We start from the raw sequence: 21,194 nt of genomic DNA, 5'->3' as shown, positions 1-21,194 counted from the left end.
TTCTCTCCAATGCCTTTGAGAAAGTGTGCGGTCGTCAGATCCAGGAATGGCGGGCCGGCAAAGTACCGTTCAGGCGATAGGCGCCAACCGCGTGATATTTCCAGCGCACCGGATCGTGCAGGGTGTGCACCCGGGCGTTGCGCCAGTGGCGGTCGAGGTTGAATTCGGCGAGGGTCGCGCGGCTGCCGGCCAGTTCGAAAAGCTTCTCGCTGGCGAGCAAGGAAATCTCGGTAGTCAGCACTTTGGCTTCGGCCACCGCAATCGAAGCGCGGGCGGCGGACTCGGCGGTGAGCGGTGCGGCGTGCACCTGATCCAGCACTTGCCCGGCCTTGCGCAGCAATGCCTCGGCGGCGTGCAGTTCGATTTTCATTTTGCCGATGTCGGCGATCACGTAGAGGTCATCGCTGGCGCGTTCCACCTTGGCGTCGATCCAGGGTCGCGCACGGGTTTTGACGAATTCGATGGCGTCGTCGATGGCGCCACGGGCGATGCCGGCGTCGATGGCCGCTTGAATCAGCTGCGACACGGCACCTTGGGTATTCGGCTTCTCGTTGATCTTCCAGTTGTCGACCACCAGGCTCGACTCGACCCGCACGTTGTTCAGCACAATCGTGCCGCTGGCGGTGGTGCGCTGCCCGAAGCCCGACCAGTCATCAACGATGCGCAGGCCCGGGGTGCCACGGCGGACGAAGGCCAGCACTTGCTTGCCGTCGTCATTGAGCGCCTTGACCGCCACCCAGTGCGCGAACAGCGCACCGGTGGAATAAAACTTCTGGCCGTTGAGCACATAGTCATCGCCGTCGGCGGTGATGCGCGCTTTCAATTCCAGGGTGTTTTTGGTGCCGCGCTCAGGGCCGGCGTTGCCGATGCGCCAGCCTTCCAGAACACTCTGGAACAGCTGTTTTTTCTGCGCCTCGGTGGCGCTGCCGAGCACCAGATTGATGATGCCGAACTGGTTCTGCGGGATCTGTCCCAGCGCCGGGTCGGCCGCGGAAATGATCGCGAACACCTCGGCCAACGTGACAAACGAAACCTGTGGGCCGCCGTATTCACGGGGGATGGCAATGCTGCCCAGACCGCTGCGGGTGAACTGTTCGATTTCCGACCACGGCAGCTTGCGCTGGCGGTCGCGCCTGGCGGCCTGCACGCGGGCGACTTGCGCCAGCTCATGGGCGGCCTTGATGGCTTGGGTGTCGTTGCGCAAGACCTGCGCGGGCAACAACAACGGGGCGATGTCCAGATCCGACTGGACGTTTGCATCGGCCAGACTGGACATCAGTGCCGCTCCCTGGCTGCACGCAATGCCCTGGCGATCTGCACTGGGGTGATTGTGTTCCGGACCATACTACCTACCTCACATCTCATGAAAAACGCCGCAAAAGTGCGGCGAACGAAAGAATGTCCGGTGGTCCGGTTCATATACCCTAAGCGTGTATAAATATTAAATAAACTAACTTTTAGGAATATGTATAGAAGGGGCGGTGGTCGGGTTGGTTAACAGTCTCTCAGCCGTGGCAATACAACCTGTGGTGAGGGGATTTATCCCCGACCGGCCGCGCAGCGGCCCTTTCTGAATCATAAAAAACGGGATTGCTTCGCAGTCCATCGGGGCGGTACGACTTCCCTGGATCCCCTCACTACAAAGCCCCATGAGTACAGGAATGCGGCATCAATCCTTGGTCGATTCAGCGGCCTTCAGATCCTGGCGCAGCGGCACCTTCAGATAAGGATTCACGCAACCGATCTTCAGCGTCCGTGGCGGTGCCCAGCGTGAGTTGTTGCCGACCCAGTCGATGACGCAGTAGGTTACGTCGAGGCGCAGATCCTCACCGCCCTCGACAATCACTGCCGGTGGCACCCAGACCTGAATCGGCAGGCCGACATCGGCAGCGGTGATTCGGGCCAGGTCCATGCGCACATCGCCCCAGCGCAAGGTGATGGCGTCGTCCTCGGCCATGTTCCGGTAGGGTTCGATGGTCAGGGGCACACCGCGTTTGATCTGATTGGGGTTCACGCCCTGGCGGCGGATGGTGTCGGGTACCGTGACCGGCGCCAGTTGCTGATTCTCGTCACCGCACAACGCCGAAGGCTGGCCGCCTGGGCAGTCGAGCTTGACTTGAACCCGGGTTGCCGCCGACAGCGCAGGTCCCTGCCCGATTTGCATGACCCGATAGTGAATCCGTGCGGTGCCGCTGGCGATGAAGCTCTCCGGCACTCGCAGACTGACCGATGTGCCGAGGTCTTCACTGGTCAGGACGCGTGAGGCGACGTAGCAGTTGTTCCAGAACAGTTCGATCAGATCGCCGGCGTCCATACCGGGGTACGGCAGAACATCGATCAGCAGATGCGCGGCCGCGGCCAGGTTGACGGCGTTTTTCTGCGCGGCTGCCAGGTGTGGGGCTGCCAGTTCGGGGGTATGCGAAGTGCGGATCATCGGGCTCTCTCCTTGAAATCTTGCGGCGAATTCCGTTTCTTGAAAAAACAAAAGGCGTGATGAATCGGTTATGCAGCCTGAACTTTTGTTCAGACTGAGTGCGAATTGATTCAACTAGTGGGTGCCGGTTGACGACTAGATAAGAGTGTGCGGGAAAGAGTGTCAATAGAGTGTCTTAGTTAATCCGTGAATTACCGATTAATCAGAAGATTCCTACGTTGTGCAGTCACGCTGCCTAGCCGCAATGGCGAATGGAACTACGGTTTTTTGGCAGTTTTTATTGTTTTAGTGCAGGCGAGTTTGGATCGTTTCGCAGGCAAAGAGATGCGCAACGGATTAAGTCCAACGGCTGCAGAACATGTATGTATTGTTTTGACAGGTTTTAGAATGGAGGAGCTTAGATGTTAGTGTAGGCGGGAAAAGTATAACTTCCATCCATGGAAGTTAATGACTCCAGACAATAAGCTTCTCAGGCGTGATTCAGAAACTTGCTGAGAAACTGTTTGGTGCGCTCTTCTTTCGGGTTGGCAAACAAGGCTTTGGCTTCGCCTTGCTCGACGATCACGCCCTTGTCAAAAAACACCACACGGTTGGCCACATCACGGGCGAACCCCATTTCGTGAGTGACGATGACCATGGTGCGTTTTTCTTCAGCCAGACCACGAATGGTCGCCAGTACTTCGCCGACCAGTTCCGGGTCGAGCGCCGAGGTCGGTTCGTCGAACAGGATCACTTCCGGTTCCATCGCCAGCGCCCGGGCAATCGCCACGCGCTGTTGCTGACCGCCGGAGAGACGACGCGGATACGCATCTTCCTTGCCGGCCAGACCGACCTTGGCCAACAGCTTCATGCCCAGGGCAACGGCTTGTTCGCGCGGCATCTTCTTGACCACGATCGGCCCTTCGATGACGTTTTCCAGGGCGGTGCGGTGCGGGAACAGGTTGAAGTTCTGGAACACGAAACCTACGTGCTGGCGCAGGTTGCGCACCAGGCTTTGTTGCTGGCTCAGAGGACGGCGGGTATCGATCTCGATATCGCCGACCTTGATCCGGCCGCTGGTGGGCTCTTCAAGGAAATTCAGGCAGCGCAGGAACGTGGTTTTACCCGAACCGCTGGGGCCGATGATGGCCACGACCTCGCCTTCCTTTACTTCAAGATCGATGCCTTTGAGCACCTCTTGACCCTTGAACTGCTTTGTCAGTTTTTCCACGACAATCATGGGTCAGGACTCCTGGTCGTGCCGATTGGCCCGCTCTTCCAACTTGTTCTGCAGATGCGAGAGCACCGTGGCCAGAATCCAGTAGATCAGCGCGGCGGCAAGATACATGGTGAAGACTTCGAAAGTCCGGGCGGTAATCAGCTGTGCCTGGCGGAACAGTTCCGGCACCTGAATGGTGGCGGCCAGTGCCGTGTCCTTGACCAGTGAAATGAAGCTGTTGCCCAACGGCGGCAGCGCCGTGCGCATGGCCTGCGGCAGGATGGCCCGGCGCAGGGTTTGCGCACGGGTCATGCCGATGCTCGCAGCGGCCTCCCATTGACCACGTTCGATCGAACCGATCGCCGCGCGGAGGATTTCACAGGCGTAGGCGGCCATGTTCAGCGAGAAGCCGATCAGCGCCGCCGGCAGCGGATCCAGTTCCAGACCCAGTTGCGGCAAGCCGTAATAGATCACGAACAGTTGCACCAGCAACGGCGTGCCGCGGAAGAACGACACGTAGATGCGGGCAATCCAGCTCACCAGTTTGAAGCGCGACAGGCGCATCAAGGCCAGGCCGAAGCCCAGCAGCAAGCCGAAGAACATGCCGCCCAGGCTGAGGATAACCGTGTAGTACGCGCCCTTGAGCAGAAAGGGCGCGGAGTCCAGTGCGAGTTGGAAAGCTTCTTCCATTATTTGGTGACGTCAGCGTTGAAGTATTTCTTCGACAGCTTCTCAAGGGTACCGTCGGCACGCAGCTCGTCGAGGGCTTTGTTCACCGCAGCCAGCAGCTCAGGCTCGCCTTTGCGCAGGGCAATACCGGATTCCTGACGGGAAAACGCTTCACCGGCAGCCACGGTTTTCGGGGCTTTCTTGGCGTATTCCAGTGCGGCCAGACGGTCGATCAGGATGGCGTCGGTGCGGCCGTTGTTCAGGTCGGCGAACTTGGTCGGATCATCGTCGTAGGTGCGCACGTCAGCGCCCGGCACGTTGGCGCGAACCCATTGTTCGTAGTTGGTGCCCAGGCCGACACCGACTTTCTTGCCGGACAGATCGGCGGCAGTCTTGATGTTCAACTTGGCTTCCTTGTCCTTCAGCACCAGCGCCTGAATCCCGGAAACGGTGTACGGCTCGGAGAAGTCATATTTCTTCTTGCGCTCGTCGGAGATGGTCACCTGGTTGACCACGACGTCCAGACGTTTGGATTCCAGCGCAGCGAGGATACCGTCCCACTTGGTCGGCTGAATCTTGGCTTTCACGCCGAGTTTCTGCGCCAGGGCTTCGGAGAGCTCGACTTCGAAACCGGACAGTTTGCCGTCGGCGTCAACGAAGCTGAACGGTGGGTAAGTGCCTTCCAGGCCGACGTTGATGACGCCTTTGTCCTTGATCTGTTGCAGCTGCTCACCGGCGGTTGCCTGGCCGATCAGGCCGGCGCTCAGTGCAAGGCCCAGCGAACCTACCAGCAGAGTGCGACGTAGTGCGGAAAAATTCATGACAAGCCCCTGTGTTTTCTTATGGAAGACGCTTAAGGAAAGTTGGCGAATCCGGGAGTTCAACGACTGCGTTATCGTGCCCTAAAGCAGCTTATGCGTCTTGCCCGAAATTCGCCTGCGGCGAGACTATAAGATGTCTGCTTTAGACTTGAAAATACTTAATGATCTTTCTGTTATTCCAATATAGAATATATATGATCAATTGTGGCGAGGGGATTTATCCCCGATGGGGCGCGAAGCGGCCCTCTCTTCTGACTTGAAGAGCAGGGGACTGCTGCGCAGTCCAACGGGGATAAATCCCCTCACCACAGAAATTCTTGCAGCAGTGAGGATCAGCTTGTCAGCGAATCCCTGTAGGCAAACAACGCCGGCGCCCCACCGGTATGCAGGAAGATGATCGGGCCCTCGTCGAAACGCTGGCGGCCGATCCCGTCGAGCAACCCGGCCATGGCCTTGCCGGTATACACCGGGTCGAGCAACACCGCGTCCTGACTGGCCAACAGCTTCACCGCCGCCAGTGTTCCGGCATTCGGCTCGCCGTAACGCGGACCGAAGTATTCGTCCCACAACTCGACCTTGAAGTTCACTGGCAATTTCACGCCCAGCAGGTCCGCCGTACGTTCGGCCAGACCCTGCACTTTCGGGCGCTGATCTTCTTCGCTGCGCGAGACGGTCACGCCGATCACCGGCAATTGCGGCAGCGCTTCGCTCAACGCCAGCGCCAGACCACTGTGGGTCCCGGCGCTGCCCGAGGCCAGCACCACGGCGGCGAATTCCAGGCCGGTGTCCTTGATCTGCTCGGCCAGTTCCAGACCGGCACGCACGTAGCCCAATGCACCGAGAGCATTGGAGCCACCGATCGGCACCAGATACGGTTTCTTGCCATTGCTGCGCAGGCGCACGGCGAGTGCGGCGAGTTGTTCGTCGGCGTTGTCGAGGTTGTCCACCAACTCGACCTTGGTGTCGAACAGATCGAGCAGCAGACGGTTGCCGTTGCCGGTGTAATTGCTGTCATCGGTGCCCAGCGGATTTTCCAGCAGCGCCACGCAACCCAGGCCGAGTCTGGCCGCCAGCGCGGCGGTCTGGCGTACGTGGTTCGATTGCAAGGCACCGGCGGTGATCAGCGTGTCGGCGCCTTGGGCGAGGGCGTCGGCGGCGAGGTATTCGAGTTTGCGCAGCTTGTTGCCGCCCATGGCCAGCGGCGTCAGGTCATCGCGTTTGATGTACACATCGCGGCCCAGCCAGGCGGACAGGCGTTCGAGTTTTTCCAGAGGCGTCGGTTGGCCGAGCAGGTCGAGACGGTTAAAGCGATCCAGCTGTTGTTTGATCATGAGCCCGTACTGGCGGAGGAAGATGACAGGACTATAGGCAGGCCGTTTTAACGGGGCAACCGTGAATTGCTTATAGCCAAATGTGCTTAGGCCAGCACTATCGGTTCTTAATTCGTCCTTGCGGGCATGTCGTAAAGTAGTCGCCGTTGACGCGGCCAGACCGGCCGCCTGTGAGGAGTCTTTACCGTGAGTGAGCGTTCCAGCCATTGGCAATTGCAGACCATCGTCAGCCAACTGCGTACCGCGCGGGATCAGTGGCGTACCCAGAATGGCCGGGCCAGTGGCGAGCAGGGTGGTCGCGAGTTGCCGTCCCGCGCGGCGATGGCCGAGATTCTCGAGGCGCTGTGTGGTGCGTTGTTCCCGATGCGGCTGGGACCGGTGGATCTGCGTGAGGAAAGCGAAGACTTCTATGTCGGCCACACCCTCGATACCGCGTTGAATGCCTTGCTGGCGCAGGCGCGGCTGGAATTGCGGTATGTCGCCCGGCACAGCGCGCAAGGCGATGCTGATGTCGAAGCGCAGGCGATCCGCATCATTCAGGACTTCGCCCTGGCCTTGCCGGGCCTGCGCAGCCTGCTCGATACCGACGTGCTGGCGGCCTATCACGGTGACCCGGCGGCACGCAGCGTCGATGAGGTGCTGTTGTGCTATCCGGGGATTCTGGCGGTGATTCACCATCGTCTGGCGCACCATCTGTATCGTGCCGGGTTGCCGTTGCTGGCGCGGATCAGCGCGGAAATTGCGCACTCGGCCACCGGCATCGACATCCATCCGGGCGCGCAGATCGGCCGCAGTTTCTTCATCGACCACGGCACCGGTGTGGTGATCGGCGAGACCGCGATCATCGGCGAGCGGGTGCGGATTTATCAGGCCGTGACCTTGGGCGCCAAGCGCTTCCCGGCCGATGAAGACGGGCAGTTGCAGAAGGGGCATCCACGCCATCCGATTGTCGAGGATGACGTGGTGATTTATGCCGGAGCGACGATTCTGGGACGGATCACTATCGGCCAGGGGTCGACCATCGGCGGTAATGTGTGGCTGACGCGCAGCGTGCCGGCAGGGAGCAACCTGACCCAGGCCAATCTGCAGCATGATGACGGGACGCAGAAGTAAGATTTCCAGTTCGTTTGTGGCGAGGGAGCTTGCTCCCGCAGGACTCCCAATTGCGACTGACGCCGGATTGGGACTGCTGCGCAGTCCAGCGGGAGCAAGCTCCCTCGCCACAATTTTCGCATCGAACCAGGTTGATGGCATTCAGCCAATTCTCCATTGAACGAATCCCTTCAAACCCGCGTCATACCCCTCCTTGGGCTGCTGTACGAAAACTACCGCCTGGCCCCGCGATTAGTCCTTACCACCCTATCCATGTTTAACTTGAACGTTCATTCAAGTTAAACCGGTGGTTCGCTGCCCGCTCACAACAGGAGGCTTGCCTTTGCTGAGTCCGATCATTTCAGCCACGATTCAACCCCTCGAGGTGCACGTTTCATGAGTGCATCGTCTACCCCCGCCAGCGGTCTGGTACGCATGAATCCGCCGGTGTTCTACTTCGCCGCGACGGTGATTCTGCTGTTTGGTCTGGTTGTCATCGCCATGCCGGAGCAGGCAGGAGCCTGGTTGCTGGCTGCGCAAAACTGGGCGGCCAATACGGTCGGCTGGTACTACATGCTCGCGATGACGCTGTATCTGGTCTTCGTGGTGGTCACCGCGTTATCGGGCTACGGCAAGATCAAACTCGGTGCCGACCACGACGAACCCGAGTTCAGTTACCTGTCCTGGGCCGGCATGCTGTTCGCCGCCGGGATCAGCATCACGCTGTTCTTCTTCTGCGTGTCCGAACCGCTGACGCACATGCTGCAACCGCCGCAAGGCGAGGCCGGCACTGCCGATGCGGCGCGGCAGGCGATGCAGATTCTGTTTCTGCACTGGGGCCTGCATGGCTGGGGCGTGTTCGCCTTTGTCGGCATGGCGCTGGCCTATTTCGCCTACCGGCATAACCTGCCGCTGGCCTTGCGTTCGGCGCTGTACCCGCTGATCGGCAAGCGCATCAACGGCCCCATCGGTTACGCGGTAGACGGCTTCGGCATTATCGCTACGGTGTTCGGCCTGGGTGCCGACATGGGTTTTGGTGTGCTGCACCTCAACTCGGGTCTGGACTACCTGTTCGGCATCGCCCACACCCAATGGATTCAGGTCGGCCTGATCACGCTGATGATGGGCGCGGCGATCATCGTCGCCGTCTCCGGTGTGGACAAGGGCGTGCGAGTGATGTCCGACATCAACATGTTGCTGGCCTGTGCGCTGCTGCTGTTCGTGTTGTTCGCCGGTCCCACCCAGCACCTGCTCAACACCCTGATCCAGAACCTCGGCGACTACCTCGGCGCGTTGCCGATGAAGAGTTTCGACCTCTACGCCTACGACAAACCAAGCGACTGGCTCGGCGGCTGGACCGTGTTCTACTGGGCCTGGTGGATCGCATGGTCGCCGTTCGTGGGCCTGTTCATCGCGCGGATTTCCCGTGGCCGCACTATCCGCGAATTCGTCTTCGGCGTGCTGCTGATCCCGCTCGGTTTCACCCTGGCGTGGATGTCGATCTTCGGCAACAGTGCGATCGATCAGGTGCTCAACCACGGTATGTCGGCGCTGGGCATGTCGGCCCTCGACAACCCGTCGATGAGCCTTTATCTGCTGCTTGAAACCTACCCGTGGAGCAAGACTGTCATCGCGGTGACGGTGTTCATCAGCTTCGTGTTCTTCGTCACTTCCGCCGACTCCGGCACAGTGGTGCTTTCGACCCTGTCGGCCAAGGGCGGCAACCCGGACGAAGACGGGCCGAAATGGCTGCGAGTGTTCTGGGGCGCGATGACCGCGTTGATCACCAGTGCGCTGCTGTTCTCCGGCAGCATCGATGCGCTGAAATCGGCGGTGGTGCTGACCTCGCTGCCGTTCTCGATGATTTTGCTGCTGATGATGTGGGGGCTGCACAAGGCGTTCTATCTGGAATCGCAGAAGCAGATCGCGCAATTGCATTCGCTGGCACCGGTCTCCGGTTCGCGGCGAGGCACGGGCGGCTGGCGCCAGCGTCTGAGTCAGGCGGTGCACTTCCCGTCGCGCGACGAGGTGTACCGCTTCATGGACACCACGGTGCGTCCGGCGATTGAGGAAGTGACGGCGGTCTTCGTCGAGAAGGGCTTGAACGTGGTCACCCAGCCGGATCCGGCGCACGACAACATCAGCCTGGAAATCGGCCACGGTGAGCAGCATCCGTTCATCTACCAGGTGCAGATGCGCGGCTACTTCACGCCGTCGTTTGCTCGGGGTGGCATGGGGTCCAAGCAACTCAACAACCGCCGCTACTACCGCGCTGAAGTGCACTTGAGCGAGGGCAGTCAGGACTACGATCTGGTCGGCTACACCAAGGAACAGATCATCAACGACATCCTCGACCAGTACGAACGCCACATGCAGTTCCTGCATCTGGTGCGTTGATCGGCAACTGAGCGCCGGGACGTTTCACGGCTCGGCGCTCAGTACCATGAACAACACCATCGCCGCCATCGGCACTCCGAACACTGCACTGCCCACCGCGATCTCCGAACCCAGCGGCTGCCCGGCATGCACCACTCCCACCGCACCATTGATCACCGTCAACGCCAGCCACAGCGCGGCGAAGCTGTAGGCCAGAGTTTGTCGGCTGAAGCCGATGCGCTCGCCGATGTAGAGCATCAGGGCGAGCAGGACCAGGCCGAAGAAGATGATGATGGCGGTGTGCATGGGTGTGCCTGCGGGTTATGCGGTGCTTGATCGGACGCCTTCGCGGGCAAGCCCGCTCCCACAGTGATCTCGGTCATTCACAGATTTGTGTACAACCAAAATCCTGTGGGAGCGGGCTTGCCCGCGAAAGGGCCACCTCGGTGTCATTGAGAGCATAGTCAAGTCAGCCCGCATCAATACAAGCCAACCATTCTCGATCAGACACATTTCGCGACGCATTCAAATGTATCTGGACGGCAAGGCCCTTTCTCGCTGGCTCGCGCCTGCCGTTGGTCGAACCAATTACCGAGCGTTTGTTCACCCAGCTAATATTTCTCAGAGTGTGTATCGTGTGTATAAATCGGTTGCTTACGCTCTAAAGTGACCCGCTCTTGCTGTCGAACAGGGCGAAGGAAATGCGTAGTCGGGAAATGATCAGGATGATCGAGGAGGATGGTTGGTATCTGGCTGCAGTGAAGGGCAGTCACCATCAGTACAAGCATCCGCGCAAGCCGGGTCGGGTGACGATCAAGCATCCGGATTCAGACCTTCCCAAAGGGACGATCAACAGCATTTTGAAACAGGCGGGGTTGAAATGAAGCCCGTTATTGGAAGTGAAAGTCCTTTTATGGACACGTCAGACGAAGGATTCACGTTTATGAAATTCCCGGTCGTTTTGCACAAGGATGCCGACTCGGACTACGGAGTGATTGTCCCGGATGTACCGGGGTGCTTCTCCGCAGGGAGCACGGTAGCCGAAGCTTTTGAAAACACTCAGGAGGCTCTGGCCCTGCACTATGAGGGGCTGGTGGCTGATGGTGCACCGTTGCCTCGAGTTCGGGACATTGATGCACATCTCGACAACCCGGATTATGCGGGTGGAATTTGGGGTGTCGTCGACTTTGATATCACACCCTATTTCGGCAAGTCGGTACGCTTCAACGCCACGTTGCCCGAGCAACTGCTGGAGCGTATTGATCAAACAGTCAGGCGTGATCAACGCTACAGTTCCCGCTCCGGATTTCTGGCCGCCGCTGCGTTACGCGAATTGTCGGCATAACCTGTAGGAGCTGCCGCAGGCTGCGATCTTTCGCTTTTAAAAGCCAGAATCAAAAGATCGCAGCCTGCGGCAGCTCCTACAGAAGCATGTTCGTCAGGTGCTTTCGCGCTCGATCACGTTGCATTGCAACAGATTCAACCGCTGCACATCATCGCTCGACAGCACCCCAAGGCTTTCCAATACCCGCGTTGCCGCCAGCACGCCGATCTCCAGTGCCGGTGGCTTGATCGTGCTCAGGCTCGGCAACAGCATCTCGGCGAACGGGTAATCGCCGAAGCCGAGCACGGCGCAGTCTTCGGGAATCCTGACGCCGGCGCGTTGCCCGGCGAGGAGGCCGCCCGCGGCGAGGTTGTCGTTGGCGAAGATGATCGCGTCGGGGCGGGGAGCGGCGTTCATCAGCGCTTCCATCGCTTGCTTGCCGGCTTCGAACGGCGCGCGGTCGGCGTCGGGTGCGAATACCCAAGGCTCAAGGCCGAACTCGCGCACGGTGGCGGCATAACCGTCGCGACGTTCGAGGGCACTGAGGTCACCGAGTGCGCTGTTCTGCACGAAGGCGATGCGGCGATAGCCTTTGTCATGCAGATAACGCGCAGCGCTCACGCCGACTTCATAGTGCGAAAAGCCAATCTGCATCGGCTCGCGATCCGGCTGATAATCCCAGGTTTCGATCACCGGAATATCCGCCTCGGCGATCATCTTTTCCGTGCCCGAACTATGGAAATGACTGGTCAGCACCAACGCGGCCGGCGACCAGCCAAGAAATGCGCGCACGGCGTTTTCTTCCTGTTCGGTACTGAAGTAACTCGACGCCAGCAGCAACTGATAACCGTGGCGGCTGAGGGTGTCGCTGAAGCCCTGAATGGTGTTGGCAAAAATCGGTCCGGAGATATTCGGAATCACCATGCCGACGATTTTGCCCCGCGCCGAGGCCAGGCCGCCGGCCACCAGATTCGGCACGTAACCCAGCTCGGCCACCACCGCGGCGATCCGCTCGCGGCGTTCCGGCGAGACGGTTTCCGGCTGATTGAAATAGCGCGACACGGTAATCGCCGAGACGCCAGCCTCGCGCGCCACTGCATTCAGGGTCACGCGTCCGGCGCCACGGCGTTTGCGGGGCTTTTCCTGGCTCAAGGCTCGATCCTTCTAAAAACAAAAACGCATATAAAAGTAATTTTTCAGTATTGGACGCTCTATGCCGAGCTTGCCAATACTGGCGATGTTAGCGCTAACAAGGCGCATTGTCTGCTACTCGCTCGAGCGAATGCCCAAGACACCGATTCAGGCGCTGTCGTCGCAGAACGGCAGCGGTTCAGGGCCAATTTCGAGCGGGCAACCATGCACAACACTCCTGGGGCGACACACAAACTGGCGCAGTCGATTCGCGCCGCTGGCTGGATCTTTACCGGGCTGGCGGCGTTGCCGCTGCCCACGGCTTTCGCCGCCGACAGCAGCGAACAAGAGCCGACCCTCAAGTCCGTCACGGTCACCGCTACCCGCCGCGAAGAGTCGCTGCAGAAGGTGCCGGTGGCAGTGTCGGTGATCGACGGCGAACAACTGGAGCGCGACAACCGCAACGGCGTAGCGGGCATCGTCCAGCAAGTGCCGTCGCTGAATTTCCGTACCGGTGCGTCGAACAAGGACACCTCGTTGTTTGTGCGGGGCGTCGGCACGATTTCCACCTCGCCCGGCGTCGAGCCAACGGTGGCCACGGTGATCGATGGCGTGGTCTATGCGCGTCCCGGTCAATCGACGCTCGACCTGCTGGATCTGGAGCGCGTCGAAGTGCTGCGCGGCCCGCAGGGCACGCTGTTCGGCAAGAATGCCTCGGCCGGTGTGCTCAACATCACCAGCAAGGCGCCGACCAACGAGACCCACGGTTACATCGACCAGTCGTACTACAGCGGCAATGAAAGCCGCACCCGCTTCGGCATTGGCGGTAGCCTGATTCCGGATACGTTGAAGGGCTCGATCAGCACCCTGGTCAGCAGCTACGACGGCAACGTCGACAACAAATACAACGGCCAGGAGGTCAACGGCTACAACCATCGCGGCGTGCGCGGCAAGCTTGAATTCACCCCGAACGACGACGTCACCTTCACCTTGATTGCCGACTACATGCAGTCCCACGACGACGGCCCCAACGGCGTGGTCAGCAAGTCGCTGACCCCGGCCTTCGCCAACGCGCTGGGCCCGGTCTACGCCAGCAGCCACAACCGCGACATCAACACCGATACCCGCAGCCATGTCGAGGACACCAACAAGGGCCTGTCCGGCCAGCTCGACTGGCAACTGGGTGATTACACCCTGACCTCGATCACTGCGTGGCGCGGCTGGGACAACACCCAGTATCAGGACGGCGATCGGCTGAGCACGATCACTGCAGCGTTCCCCGGCACCGCCGACAAGGGCGATCTGGCCTTCGACCAGTACTCGCAGGAGCTGCGCCTGGCTTCGCCGAAAGGTGAGTTTCTCGAATACGTCGGCGGCCTGTTCTACATGCACGGCAAGGATGACGAGACCTACCAGCGCACCTTGACCACCACCACGCGCACTGACCGTGGCGTCGCCGATTACAGCACCACCAGCGACAGCTACGCCGCGTTCGGCGAAGCCACGCTGAACTTCACCTCGGACTTTCGTGGCATCGCCGGCCTGCGCTACACCCACGATGAGCTGGAATACGATCACCGCCGCGTCTCCACGTCGGCGACCACGGTCAGCGGCATCCAGCCGGCCACCAGCAGTTCCGGATCGGTGGACGAGGACGGCTGGTCCGGTCGGATCGGCGTGCAGTACGACCTCAGCGATGCAGTCACCACGTACCTGACCTATTCGCGCGGCTACAAAGGTCCGGCCTACAACGTGTTCTTCAACATGCAGCCGCGTGACACCGAAGCGCTGAAACCGGAGACCTCGAACACTTGGGAGGCGGGTATCAAGGCCACCGGCTGGAACAACCGGCTGACCACCAACCTCGCGGTGTTCCACAGCGATTACGACAACTACCAGGCGAATTTTTTCGACACGGTCGCCGGGCAAGTGGTGACGCGCCTGATCAACGCCGGCAGCGTCAGCACCGAAGGCGTCGAACTCGATTACGCCTTGCAGGCGACCCAGCAACTCAAGTTCTCCGGGGCGCTGGCTTACACCCGCGCGCGCATCGACCAGTTCAGTTGCCCGGCGGGCGCGGCGGCGTCGTGCAACGTCAATGGCAAGCCATTGCCGTTCAGTCCGGACTGGAAAAGCTACGTGCGCGCCGACTACAGCATCCCGCTGGACAACGGCCTCGATATCGAACTCGGCACCGACTACAGCTGGCAGAGCGAAGTGCAGTACGACATCAGCCAGAACGCCGACACCAAACAAGGCGCCTACGGCATCTGGAACGCCAGCGTAGCGCTCGCCGATTACAGCAACGGCTGGCGTGTGGCGCTGCTGGGCAAGAACCTTGCCGACAAGTCCTACTCACCGTTGCTGGCCAGCGGCGGCAGCTACATCTACCGCGCTGTGCCTCGGGATGACGAGCGTTACTTCGGCGTGCAACTGCGCAAGGATTTCTGAGATGAGCAGACAGCTGAAACTTGGCGCCTTTCTCATGGCCACCGGGCACCACGTCGCCGCGTGGCGGCACCCGCAAGTGCCGGCGAATGCCGGGCTGGATTTCGCCCACTACAAGCGTCTGGCGCAGATTGCCGAGGCAGCGAAATTCGACACGCTGTTCGTCGCCGACAGTGTGGCCGCGCCGACGCAGGACATCGCCAGCCACATGGCGCGCTCGGATCACTTCGAACCGCTGACCTTGCTCTCGGCCCTGAGCGCGGTGACCGATCGCATCGGCCTGATCGCCACGGCGACCACCAGCTACAACGAGCCGTACCACGTGGCGCGCAAATTCGCTTCGCTCGATCATCTGTCGGGTGGCCGCGCCGGGTGGAATCTGGTGACCTCGGACAACGCTGCTGAGGCACTGAACTTTGGTCGCGATGAGCACATCGGCCACGCCGAGCGCTACAGCCGCGCCCGGGAGTTTCATCAGGTGGTCACCGGGCTGTGGGACAGTTGGGAGGATGATGCGTTTGGCCGTGACAAGGCCAGTGGCGCCTATTACGACCCGTCGAAGCTTCACGTGCTGGATCACGTCGGTGAACACTTTCGGGTGAAAGGCCCGCTGAACGTCGCACGCTCGCCACAGGGACAACCGGTGATCGTGCAGGCCGGCTCGTCCGAAACCGGGCGTGAGCTGGCGGCACAAACTGCTGAAGTGGTGTTCACCGCGCAGACTTCACTGGCTGGCGCGCAGGCGTTCTACGCCGACCTCAAGGGACGTCTGGCCAAGTACGGACGCAGTGCCGATTCGCTGAAAATCATGCCGGGAGTGTTTGTCGTCGTCGGGCAGACAGAAGCCGAAGCGCAGGAAAAATGTGAAACGTTTCAGCAATTGGTCGAACCGGAGGTTGGCGTCGCCTTGCTTGGGCGTATGCTGGGCAACTTCGACTTGTCGAAGTACCCGCTGGACGGACCGCTACCGGATTTGCCACTGACCGACAGCGGCCAGCAGAGCCGGCAGAAACTGCTCACTGAGCTGGCGGGGCGGGAGCATCTGACCCTCGCCGAATTGGGCCGCAGGATTGCCGGTGGACGCGGGCATTACAGCCTGGTGGGCACGCCGACGCAGATCGCCGATCACTTGCAGGCGTGGTTCGAACAAGGCGCGGCGGATGGCTTCAACGTGCTGGTGCCGCACCTGCCGGGCGGTCTCGAAGACTTCGCCCATGGTGTGGTCCCGGAACTGCAGCGGCGCGGGCTGTTCAGAACCGAGTATGAGGGCCGGACGTTGCGCGACAACCTGGGCCTGGCCCGGCCGCAAAACAGATTTGTGTAAACACCTGTGGTGAGGGGATTTATCCCCGATGGAGGGCGTAGCCGTCCCAAAAATTCGCTACAGAGAACGCAGATTCTAGGGCGGCTTCGCCGCCCATCGGGGATAAATCCCCTCACCACAAAGTTGGGATTCACCCTCAAATTGCTGTTAATCAAACAAGAGAGGACTCGATGACTTACACCGCTGCCGAAAACCGCTACGACTCCATCCCTTACCGCCGCGTCGGCCGCAGCGGTCTGGTGCTGCCGGCGCTGTCGCTGGGCCTGTGGCACAACTTCGGCGACAGCACGCCGATCGACACCCAGCGCGCCCTGCTGCGCACCGCGTTCGATTTGGGCATCAACCACTTCGACCTGGCCAACAACTACGGCCCGCCATACGGCAGCGCCGAAATCAATTTCGGTCGCCTGCTGCGCGAAGATTTCAAGCCGTACCGCGATGAGCTGATCATCTCCAGCAAGGCCGGTTGGGACATGTGGCCCGGCCCCTACGGCCAGGGCGGCGGCTCGCGTAAATACGTGCTGGCCAGTCTGGACCAGAGCCTGCAGCGCCTCGGTCTGGACTACGTGGATATCTTCTATTCGCACCGCTTCGACCCGGACACTCCGCTGGAAGAAACCGCCAGCGCCCTCGCCACCGCCGTGCAACAGGGCAAGGCGCTGTACATCGGCATCTCGTCGTACTCCGGGGTGAAAACCCGCGAGATCGCTGCGCTGCTCAAGGAATGGAAAGTGCCGCTGCTGATTCATCAGCCGGCGTACAACCTGCTCAATCGCTGGGTGGAAAAAGACCTGCTCGACACCACCGACGAGCTCGGCACTGGCGTGATCGCCTTCACCCCGCTGGCGCAAGGTCTGCTGACCGACAAGTACCTCAACGGCGTGCCGGCGGATGCGCGAGTCAATCGCCCGGGTGGCGGTTCGCTGCAGGCTTCGCACTTGTCCGAGGCCAACATTGCCCACGTGCGCGCGTTGAACGAGATCGCCAAACGTCGCGGCCAGAGCCTGGCGCAACTGGCACTGGCCTGGACCCTGCGTGATCCACGGGTGACCTCGGCGCTGATCGGCGCGAGCCGGCCGGAGCAGATCATCGAGAACGTCGGGGCGTTGAAGAATCTGAGCTTCAGTGCTGAGGAACTGGCGGAGATCGACCGGTTTGCCCAGGAGGGCGGGATCAATCTGTGGGAGAAGCCGTCGACCGCTGAATAAGTGACTGGCGCCGAATTATTCGGCGCCTGCTCTGACGCTTTCGCGGGCAAGCCCGCTCCCACAGGGTTCCAGTCGTACACAAAGTCTTTGAACGGTGCTGTACCTGTGGGAGCGGGCTTGCTTGCGAAGGGGCCAGTTCAGGCAATGAGGAAATCGGGCCTCATTTGAAGAACGGCACATCCCCCAACACCGTCGCCCGCTGCATCACCCGCCGTGCCGGGCGGTAATCATCCACCGCGTAATGCTGCGTCACGCGGTTATCCCAGAACGCAATGTCATCCTTCTGCCAGCGCCAGCGAATGGTGAATTCGGGCCGCGTTGCATGAGCGAACAGGAATTTCAGAATCGCTTCGCTCTCGATGTCCGACAGTTCGTTGATCTTCGAGGTGAAGCCTTCGTTGATGAACAACGAACGGCGTCCGCTCACCGGGTGAGTGCGGATCACTGGATGTGACAACGGTGGGTTCTTGCGTCGTGCCTCTTCCCACTGTGCCAGGGCTTCCGGCGTGTTGCCGTAGCGCTCCAGCGGAAACGAGCGGGTGAAATCGTGAGTTGCAGTCAACCCTTCGAGCAAGGTTTTCATCGGCGCCGACAGCGCTTCATAGGCGGCAATCCCGCTGGCCCACAACGTATCGCCGCCGAACTCCGGCAGCAGCTTGGCGCTGAGTACCGCGCCCATCGCCGGGGTCGGCAGGAAGGTCACGTCGGTGTGCCAGATCGCGTTGTCGCGCACGTCGGTGACGGCGGTGTCGAGGATCAGCACCTCGGGCTGCTCCGGCACGTTCGGGTAGATCGGATGGATGTGCAGGTCGCCAAAGTACGCCGCGAAACGCGCCTGTTGCGAAGGCTCGATCGGCTGGTTGCGGAAGAACAGCACCTGGTACTTGAGCAGCGCCTGCTCGATGGCATTGCGCTGTTCCAGGTTCAACGGCTGGCTGACGTCGACGCCGCTGATCTGCGCGCCGAGGGCCGAGCTTAAGGGGGTGATGGTCAGGCTGCTCATGATGGTTCTCTTCAATTCCGGGTAACCGCGCCCCTGTAGGAGCTGCCGCAGGCTGCGATCTTTTGATTTGTTTTTTAAAAGCAGATCAAAAGATCGCAGCCTTCGGCAGCTCCTACACGGGAGGATTCACAAATGCTTTAGTGGGTTTGGCCGTGCCACGGCACCAGTTTGCGCTGCAGGGCGCGCAGGCCCATTTCCATGGCGAAGGCAATCAGGGCGATCACCAGAATCCCCAGCACCACCACATCGGTGACCAGAAATTGCGCGGCCGACTGCACCATGAAACCCAAACCGCTGGTGGCGGCGATCAGTTCGGCGGCGACCAGGGTCGACCAGCCGACGCCCAGACCAATGCGCACACCGGTGAGAATGTCCGGCAGGGCGCTGGGCAAAATCACATGGCGAATCAGTTGTGCGCGGGTGGCACCGAGCGACTGAGCAGCGCGCAATTTCGCCGGGTCAACGGTGCGCACGCCGGTCGCGGTGGCAATGGCAATCGGCGCGAAAATCGCCAGGTAGATCAGCAGCACTTTCGACAACTCGCCGATACCGCACCAGATCACGATCAGCGGCAGATACGCCAGCGGCGGAATCGGCCGATAGAACTCGATCAGCGGGTCAAGCACACCACGGGCAATACGGTTGGCGCCGATGGCGATGCCCACCGGCACTGCGGTCAGAATCGCGAAGCCGAGGCCCAGACCGATGCGGCTCAGGCTCGCGCCCAGGTGCTGCCACAGGGTCGAATCCATGTAACCAGTGGTCGCCAGCAACCAGCCTTTTTGCAGCACGGCGGACGGTGGCGGCAGGAACAGCGGTTCGATCAAGCCGGTGGCAGTCACGGCCCACCAGATCACCAGCAAGGCGAACAGGGTCAGCAGGCTGATCCACCGCGTACTGAGGTTGCGGCGCTGCGGAATCGCCACCGATGGGGTTTTCACTGCGGGGGCGGAAACGTCGTAACTGCTCATGCGCGCTCCTGCCGTTGCACGGCGCTGCGTTGCGAGAACACTCTGCTCAACACGTGCTCGCGGGTTTCGATAAAACGCGGGTCGGATTTGATCGCTCGCGCCGACTCACCGGCGGCGTAGCGCTGGCCGAAATCCAGATGCAGACGCTCGACGATCTGCCCCGGATTCGGCGCCAGCAGAATCAGGTCAGTGGCGAGGAATACCGCTTCTTCGATGTCGTGGGTAATCAGAAACACCGGTTTGGCGGTGCGCTGCCAGACTTGCAGCAACAGCTCCTGCATCTGCTCGCGGGTGAACGCATCGAGGGCGCCGAAGGGCTCGTCCATCAGCAGCACGCGCGGGTCGGCGGCGAGGGCGCGGGCCAGGCCGACGCGTTGTTTCTGGCCACCGGAAAGTTGCCAGATACGACGGCTTTCGAACCCTGAGAGATCAACCAGCGCAAGCATTTCCCGGGCGATCTTTTCGCGCTTGTCCTTGGCGACGCCGGCCAGCTCCAGACCGAACGCGACGTTGGCCAACACATCCTGCCAGGGCAGCAGGGCGTCATCCTGGAACACCACGCCGCGTTCGGCGCTCGGGCCTTTGACCGGCACGCCGTCGAGGGTGATACGCCCGGCGCTGGGTTCGACGAAGCCGGCAATCAGGTTCAACAGCGAGGTCTTGCCACTGCCGGACGGGCCGAGGGCGACCAGCAATTGCTGAGGCCCGAGGGTCAGGGAAATGTCCGCCAGCACCGGTTCCGGGCTGCCCGGGTACTGTGCGCTGATGCGCTCCAGCTGTAGCAAGGCCATCGCAGTCAACTCCCGATCAGTTAGTGATGTATTTGGCGCTGACGTACGGCGCGTAGTCCGGCAGTACGGCTTCGACTTTGCCTTGTTCCTTGAGGAACGCGGCGGTGTCGGTAATGGCTTTGGTGGTCGGCGCGCCGAGGCTGATCACCTGATCAGCCGCCAGCGGGTAGACGTTGCCCTGCAGCAGCAATGGAATGTCGCTGGCCTTGGCGCCGGAAAGCTTCACCAGCTTGTCGACGTGGGACTGGTCGGCGAGCCAGGCTTTGGGATCCTTGCGGTAATCGGCGTAGGCGTCGAGGGTGACCTTGGCGAACGCGGTGACAATTTCCGGGTGCTTCTCGGCGAAGTCCTTGCGCACGATCCAGGCATCGAAGGTCGGCGCGCCGAACTTGGCCAGTTCGCCGGAGGTGATCAGCACTTTGCCGTTTTCCTTGGCCACACCGAGGGCCGGATCCCACACGTAAGTGGCGTCGATATCACCGCGTTTCCACGCCGCGATGATCGCTGGCGGGGCGAGGTTGAGCACGGTGACTTTCGACGGATCGATGTTCCAGTGTTTCAGCGCGGCGAGCAGGCTGTAGTGACCGGTGGACACGAACGGCACGGCGATTTTCTTGCCGATCAGATCCTGTGGGGTCTTGATCCCGGAACCGTCGCGAGCGACCAGTGCTTCGGCGGCGCCGATCTGGGTGGCGATGAGGAAAGTTTCCACCGGGACTTTGCGGGTGATGGCGGCGGTCAGCGGGCTGGAACCGAGGTAGCCGATCTGCACATCACCCGAAGCAATGGCGGCGATGATGTCGGCGCCGTTGTCGAACTTGCGCCAGCTGATGTCGGCTTTGGTGGCTTTCTCGTAGGTGCCATCGGCCTGGGCGACTTTCGCCGGGTCGACGGTGGTCTGGTAAGCGACGGTGAGGTCGGCGGCCTGCGCCAGAAAGCTCGCAGCAGCCAGAGAGGCCACGGCCAGCAGGCGAAGCGGGAAATTCAGTTTCATGGGGAGTGCTCCAAATCAGGCGACCGACGATCGGCGTGAAAGGAGACTAAATGATCTAAGAAACTAAAAATAAATAACT

Annotated in this window: 19 protein-coding genes; 7 read left to right on the top strand and 12 right to left on the bottom strand. The window is 60.9% G+C overall.

Annotated elements, in window-relative coordinates:
• Nucleotides 1–34: 34 nt before the first annotated feature.
• The 6 genes from KVQ82_RS29395 to KVQ82_RS29370 form a co-directional block, all read right to left on the bottom strand.
• On the bottom strand, nt 35–1,276 hold the full coding sequence (locus KVQ82_RS29395) for an SfnB family sulfur acquisition oxidoreductase (protein ID WP_222017309.1): 1,242 nt from the start codon (nt 1,274–1,276) through the stop codon (nt 35–37).
• A gap of 393 nt (nt 1,277–1,669) precedes the next feature.
• Entirely contained in the window at nt 1,670–2,434 is a 765-nt protein-coding gene (locus tag KVQ82_RS29390; RefSeq protein ID WP_041071176.1) for a hypothetical protein, read from the bottom strand.
• Between the two features lie 469 nt (nt 2,435–2,903).
• A complete protein-coding gene (tcyN, locus tag KVQ82_RS29385) occupies nt 2,904–3,653 on the bottom strand; it encodes an L-cystine ABC transporter ATP-binding protein TcyN (protein ID WP_047290800.1) in 750 nt (249 codons plus the stop codon).
• 3 nt (nt 3,654–3,656) lie between these two features.
• Complete coding sequence (gene tcyL / locus KVQ82_RS29380) at nt 3,657–4,322, bottom strand: cystine ABC transporter permease (protein WP_003220607.1); 666 nt, start codon at nt 4,320–4,322, stop codon at nt 3,657–3,659.
• Entirely contained in the window at nt 4,322–5,122 is an 801-nt protein-coding gene (gene tcyJ / locus KVQ82_RS29375) for a cystine ABC transporter substrate-binding protein (RefSeq protein WP_041071182.1), read from the bottom strand. Before tcyJ ends, tcyL begins: the two co-directional genes overlap by 1 nt.
• Nucleotides 5,123–5,454: 332 nt before the next feature.
• Nucleotides 5,455–6,453 (bottom strand): D-cysteine desulfhydrase, encoded by a 999-nt coding sequence (locus KVQ82_RS29370; RefSeq protein ID WP_222017307.1) that lies wholly within the window; start codon nt 6,451–6,453, stop codon nt 5,455–5,457.
• A 186-nt stretch (nt 6,454–6,639) separates the two neighbouring features.
• Between KVQ82_RS29370 and epsC the strand changes: the two genes are divergently transcribed.
• Complete coding sequence (gene epsC, locus KVQ82_RS29365) at nt 6,640–7,566, top strand: serine O-acetyltransferase EpsC (RefSeq protein ID WP_041071188.1); 927 nt, start codon at nt 6,640–6,642, stop codon at nt 7,564–7,566.
• Nucleotides 7,567–7,980: 414 nt separating this feature from the next.
• Complete coding sequence (gene betT / locus KVQ82_RS29360; protein WP_222019461.1) at nt 7,981–9,942, top strand: choline transporter BetT; 1,962 nt, start codon at nt 7,981–7,983, stop codon at nt 9,940–9,942.
• 24 nt (nt 9,943–9,966) lie between these two features.
• On the opposite strand, the gene KVQ82_RS29355 is transcribed toward betT, so the two are convergent.
• Nucleotides 9,967–10,227 carry a hypothetical protein gene (locus KVQ82_RS29355; protein ID WP_108181365.1) on the bottom strand — a complete coding sequence of 87 codons (261 nt, stop codon included), beginning with the start codon at nt 10,225–10,227 and terminating at the stop codon, nt 9,967–9,969.
• A 395-nt stretch (nt 10,228–10,622) separates the two neighbouring features.
• Between KVQ82_RS29355 and KVQ82_RS29350 the strand changes: the two genes are divergently transcribed.
• Both KVQ82_RS29350 and KVQ82_RS29345 read left to right on the top strand, forming a co-directional pair.
• Nucleotides 10,623–10,805 (top strand): type II toxin-antitoxin system HicA family toxin, encoded by a 183-nt coding sequence (locus KVQ82_RS29350; protein WP_222017305.1) that lies wholly within the window; start codon nt 10,623–10,625, stop codon nt 10,803–10,805.
• Nucleotides 10,806–10,864: 59 nt separating this feature from the next.
• Nucleotides 10,865–11,266, top strand: a complete 402-nt coding sequence (locus tag KVQ82_RS29345; RefSeq protein WP_047291023.1) for a type II toxin-antitoxin system HicB family antitoxin — start codon at nt 10,865–10,867, stop codon at nt 11,264–11,266.
• 93 nt (nt 11,267–11,359) lie between these two features.
• On the opposite strand, the gene KVQ82_RS29340 is transcribed toward KVQ82_RS29345, so the two are convergent.
• Nucleotides 11,360–12,397 carry a LacI family DNA-binding transcriptional regulator gene (locus tag KVQ82_RS29340; RefSeq protein WP_222017302.1) on the bottom strand — a complete coding sequence of 346 codons (1,038 nt, stop codon included), beginning with the start codon at nt 12,395–12,397 and terminating at the stop codon, nt 11,360–11,362.
• 204 nt (nt 12,398–12,601) lie between these two features.
• Here KVQ82_RS29340 and KVQ82_RS29335 point away from each other — a divergent pair, with 204 nt between their 5' ends.
• The 3 genes from KVQ82_RS29335 (at nt 12,602) to mgrA (ending at nt 17,356) form a co-directional block, all read left to right on the top strand.
• Nucleotides 12,602–14,827, top strand: coding sequence for a TonB-dependent receptor (locus KVQ82_RS29335; RefSeq protein WP_222017300.1), 2,226 nt, complete (start codon nt 12,602–12,604; stop codon nt 14,825–14,827).
• A 1-nt stretch (nt 14,828) separates the two neighbouring features.
• Nucleotides 14,829–16,148 carry an LLM class flavin-dependent oxidoreductase gene (locus KVQ82_RS29330; protein ID WP_222017298.1) on the top strand — a complete coding sequence of 440 codons (1,320 nt, stop codon included), beginning with the start codon at nt 14,829–14,831 and terminating at the stop codon, nt 16,146–16,148.
• Between the two features lie 170 nt (nt 16,149–16,318).
• The gene (gene mgrA, locus KVQ82_RS29325; RefSeq protein WP_086793993.1) at nt 16,319–17,356 is read left to right on the top strand and encodes an L-glyceraldehyde 3-phosphate reductase; all 1,038 of its coding nucleotides are present in this window, start codon (nt 16,319–16,321) and stop codon (nt 17,354–17,356) included.
• A 160-nt stretch (nt 17,357–17,516) separates the two neighbouring features.
• Here mgrA and tauD read toward each other — a convergent pair whose 3' ends face one another.
• The 4 genes from tauD to tauA form a co-directional block, all read right to left on the bottom strand.
• Nucleotides 17,517–18,359, bottom strand: coding sequence for a taurine dioxygenase (tauD, locus tag KVQ82_RS29320; protein ID WP_222017296.1), 843 nt, complete (start codon nt 18,357–18,359; stop codon nt 17,517–17,519).
• Between the two features lie 137 nt (nt 18,360–18,496).
• Nucleotides 18,497–19,330: a taurine ABC transporter permease TauC gene (gene tauC, locus KVQ82_RS29315; RefSeq protein WP_222017294.1), complete on the bottom strand. Its 834-nt coding sequence runs from the start codon at nt 19,328–19,330 to the stop codon at nt 18,497–18,499.
• Entirely contained in the window at nt 19,327–20,121 is a 795-nt protein-coding gene (tauB, locus tag KVQ82_RS29310; RefSeq protein ID WP_222017292.1) for a taurine ABC transporter ATP-binding subunit, read from the bottom strand. Before tauB ends, tauC begins: the two co-directional genes overlap by 4 nt.
• A gap of 16 nt (nt 20,122–20,137) precedes the next feature.
• Nucleotides 20,138–21,115: a taurine ABC transporter substrate-binding protein gene (gene tauA / locus KVQ82_RS29305; RefSeq protein ID WP_222017290.1), complete on the bottom strand. Its 978-nt coding sequence runs from the start codon at nt 21,113–21,115 to the stop codon at nt 20,138–20,140.
• Between the last annotated feature and the right edge of the window lie 79 nt (nt 21,116–21,194).

Source organism: Pseudomonas sp. AO-1, assembly GCF_019775695.1.
GTDB lineage: Bacteria > Pseudomonadota > Gammaproteobacteria > Pseudomonadales > Pseudomonadaceae > Aquipseudomonas > Aquipseudomonas parakoreensis.
The sequence above is the reverse complement of the archived record's forward strand: the minus strand, read 5'-3'. Positions and strand labels throughout refer to the sequence as shown.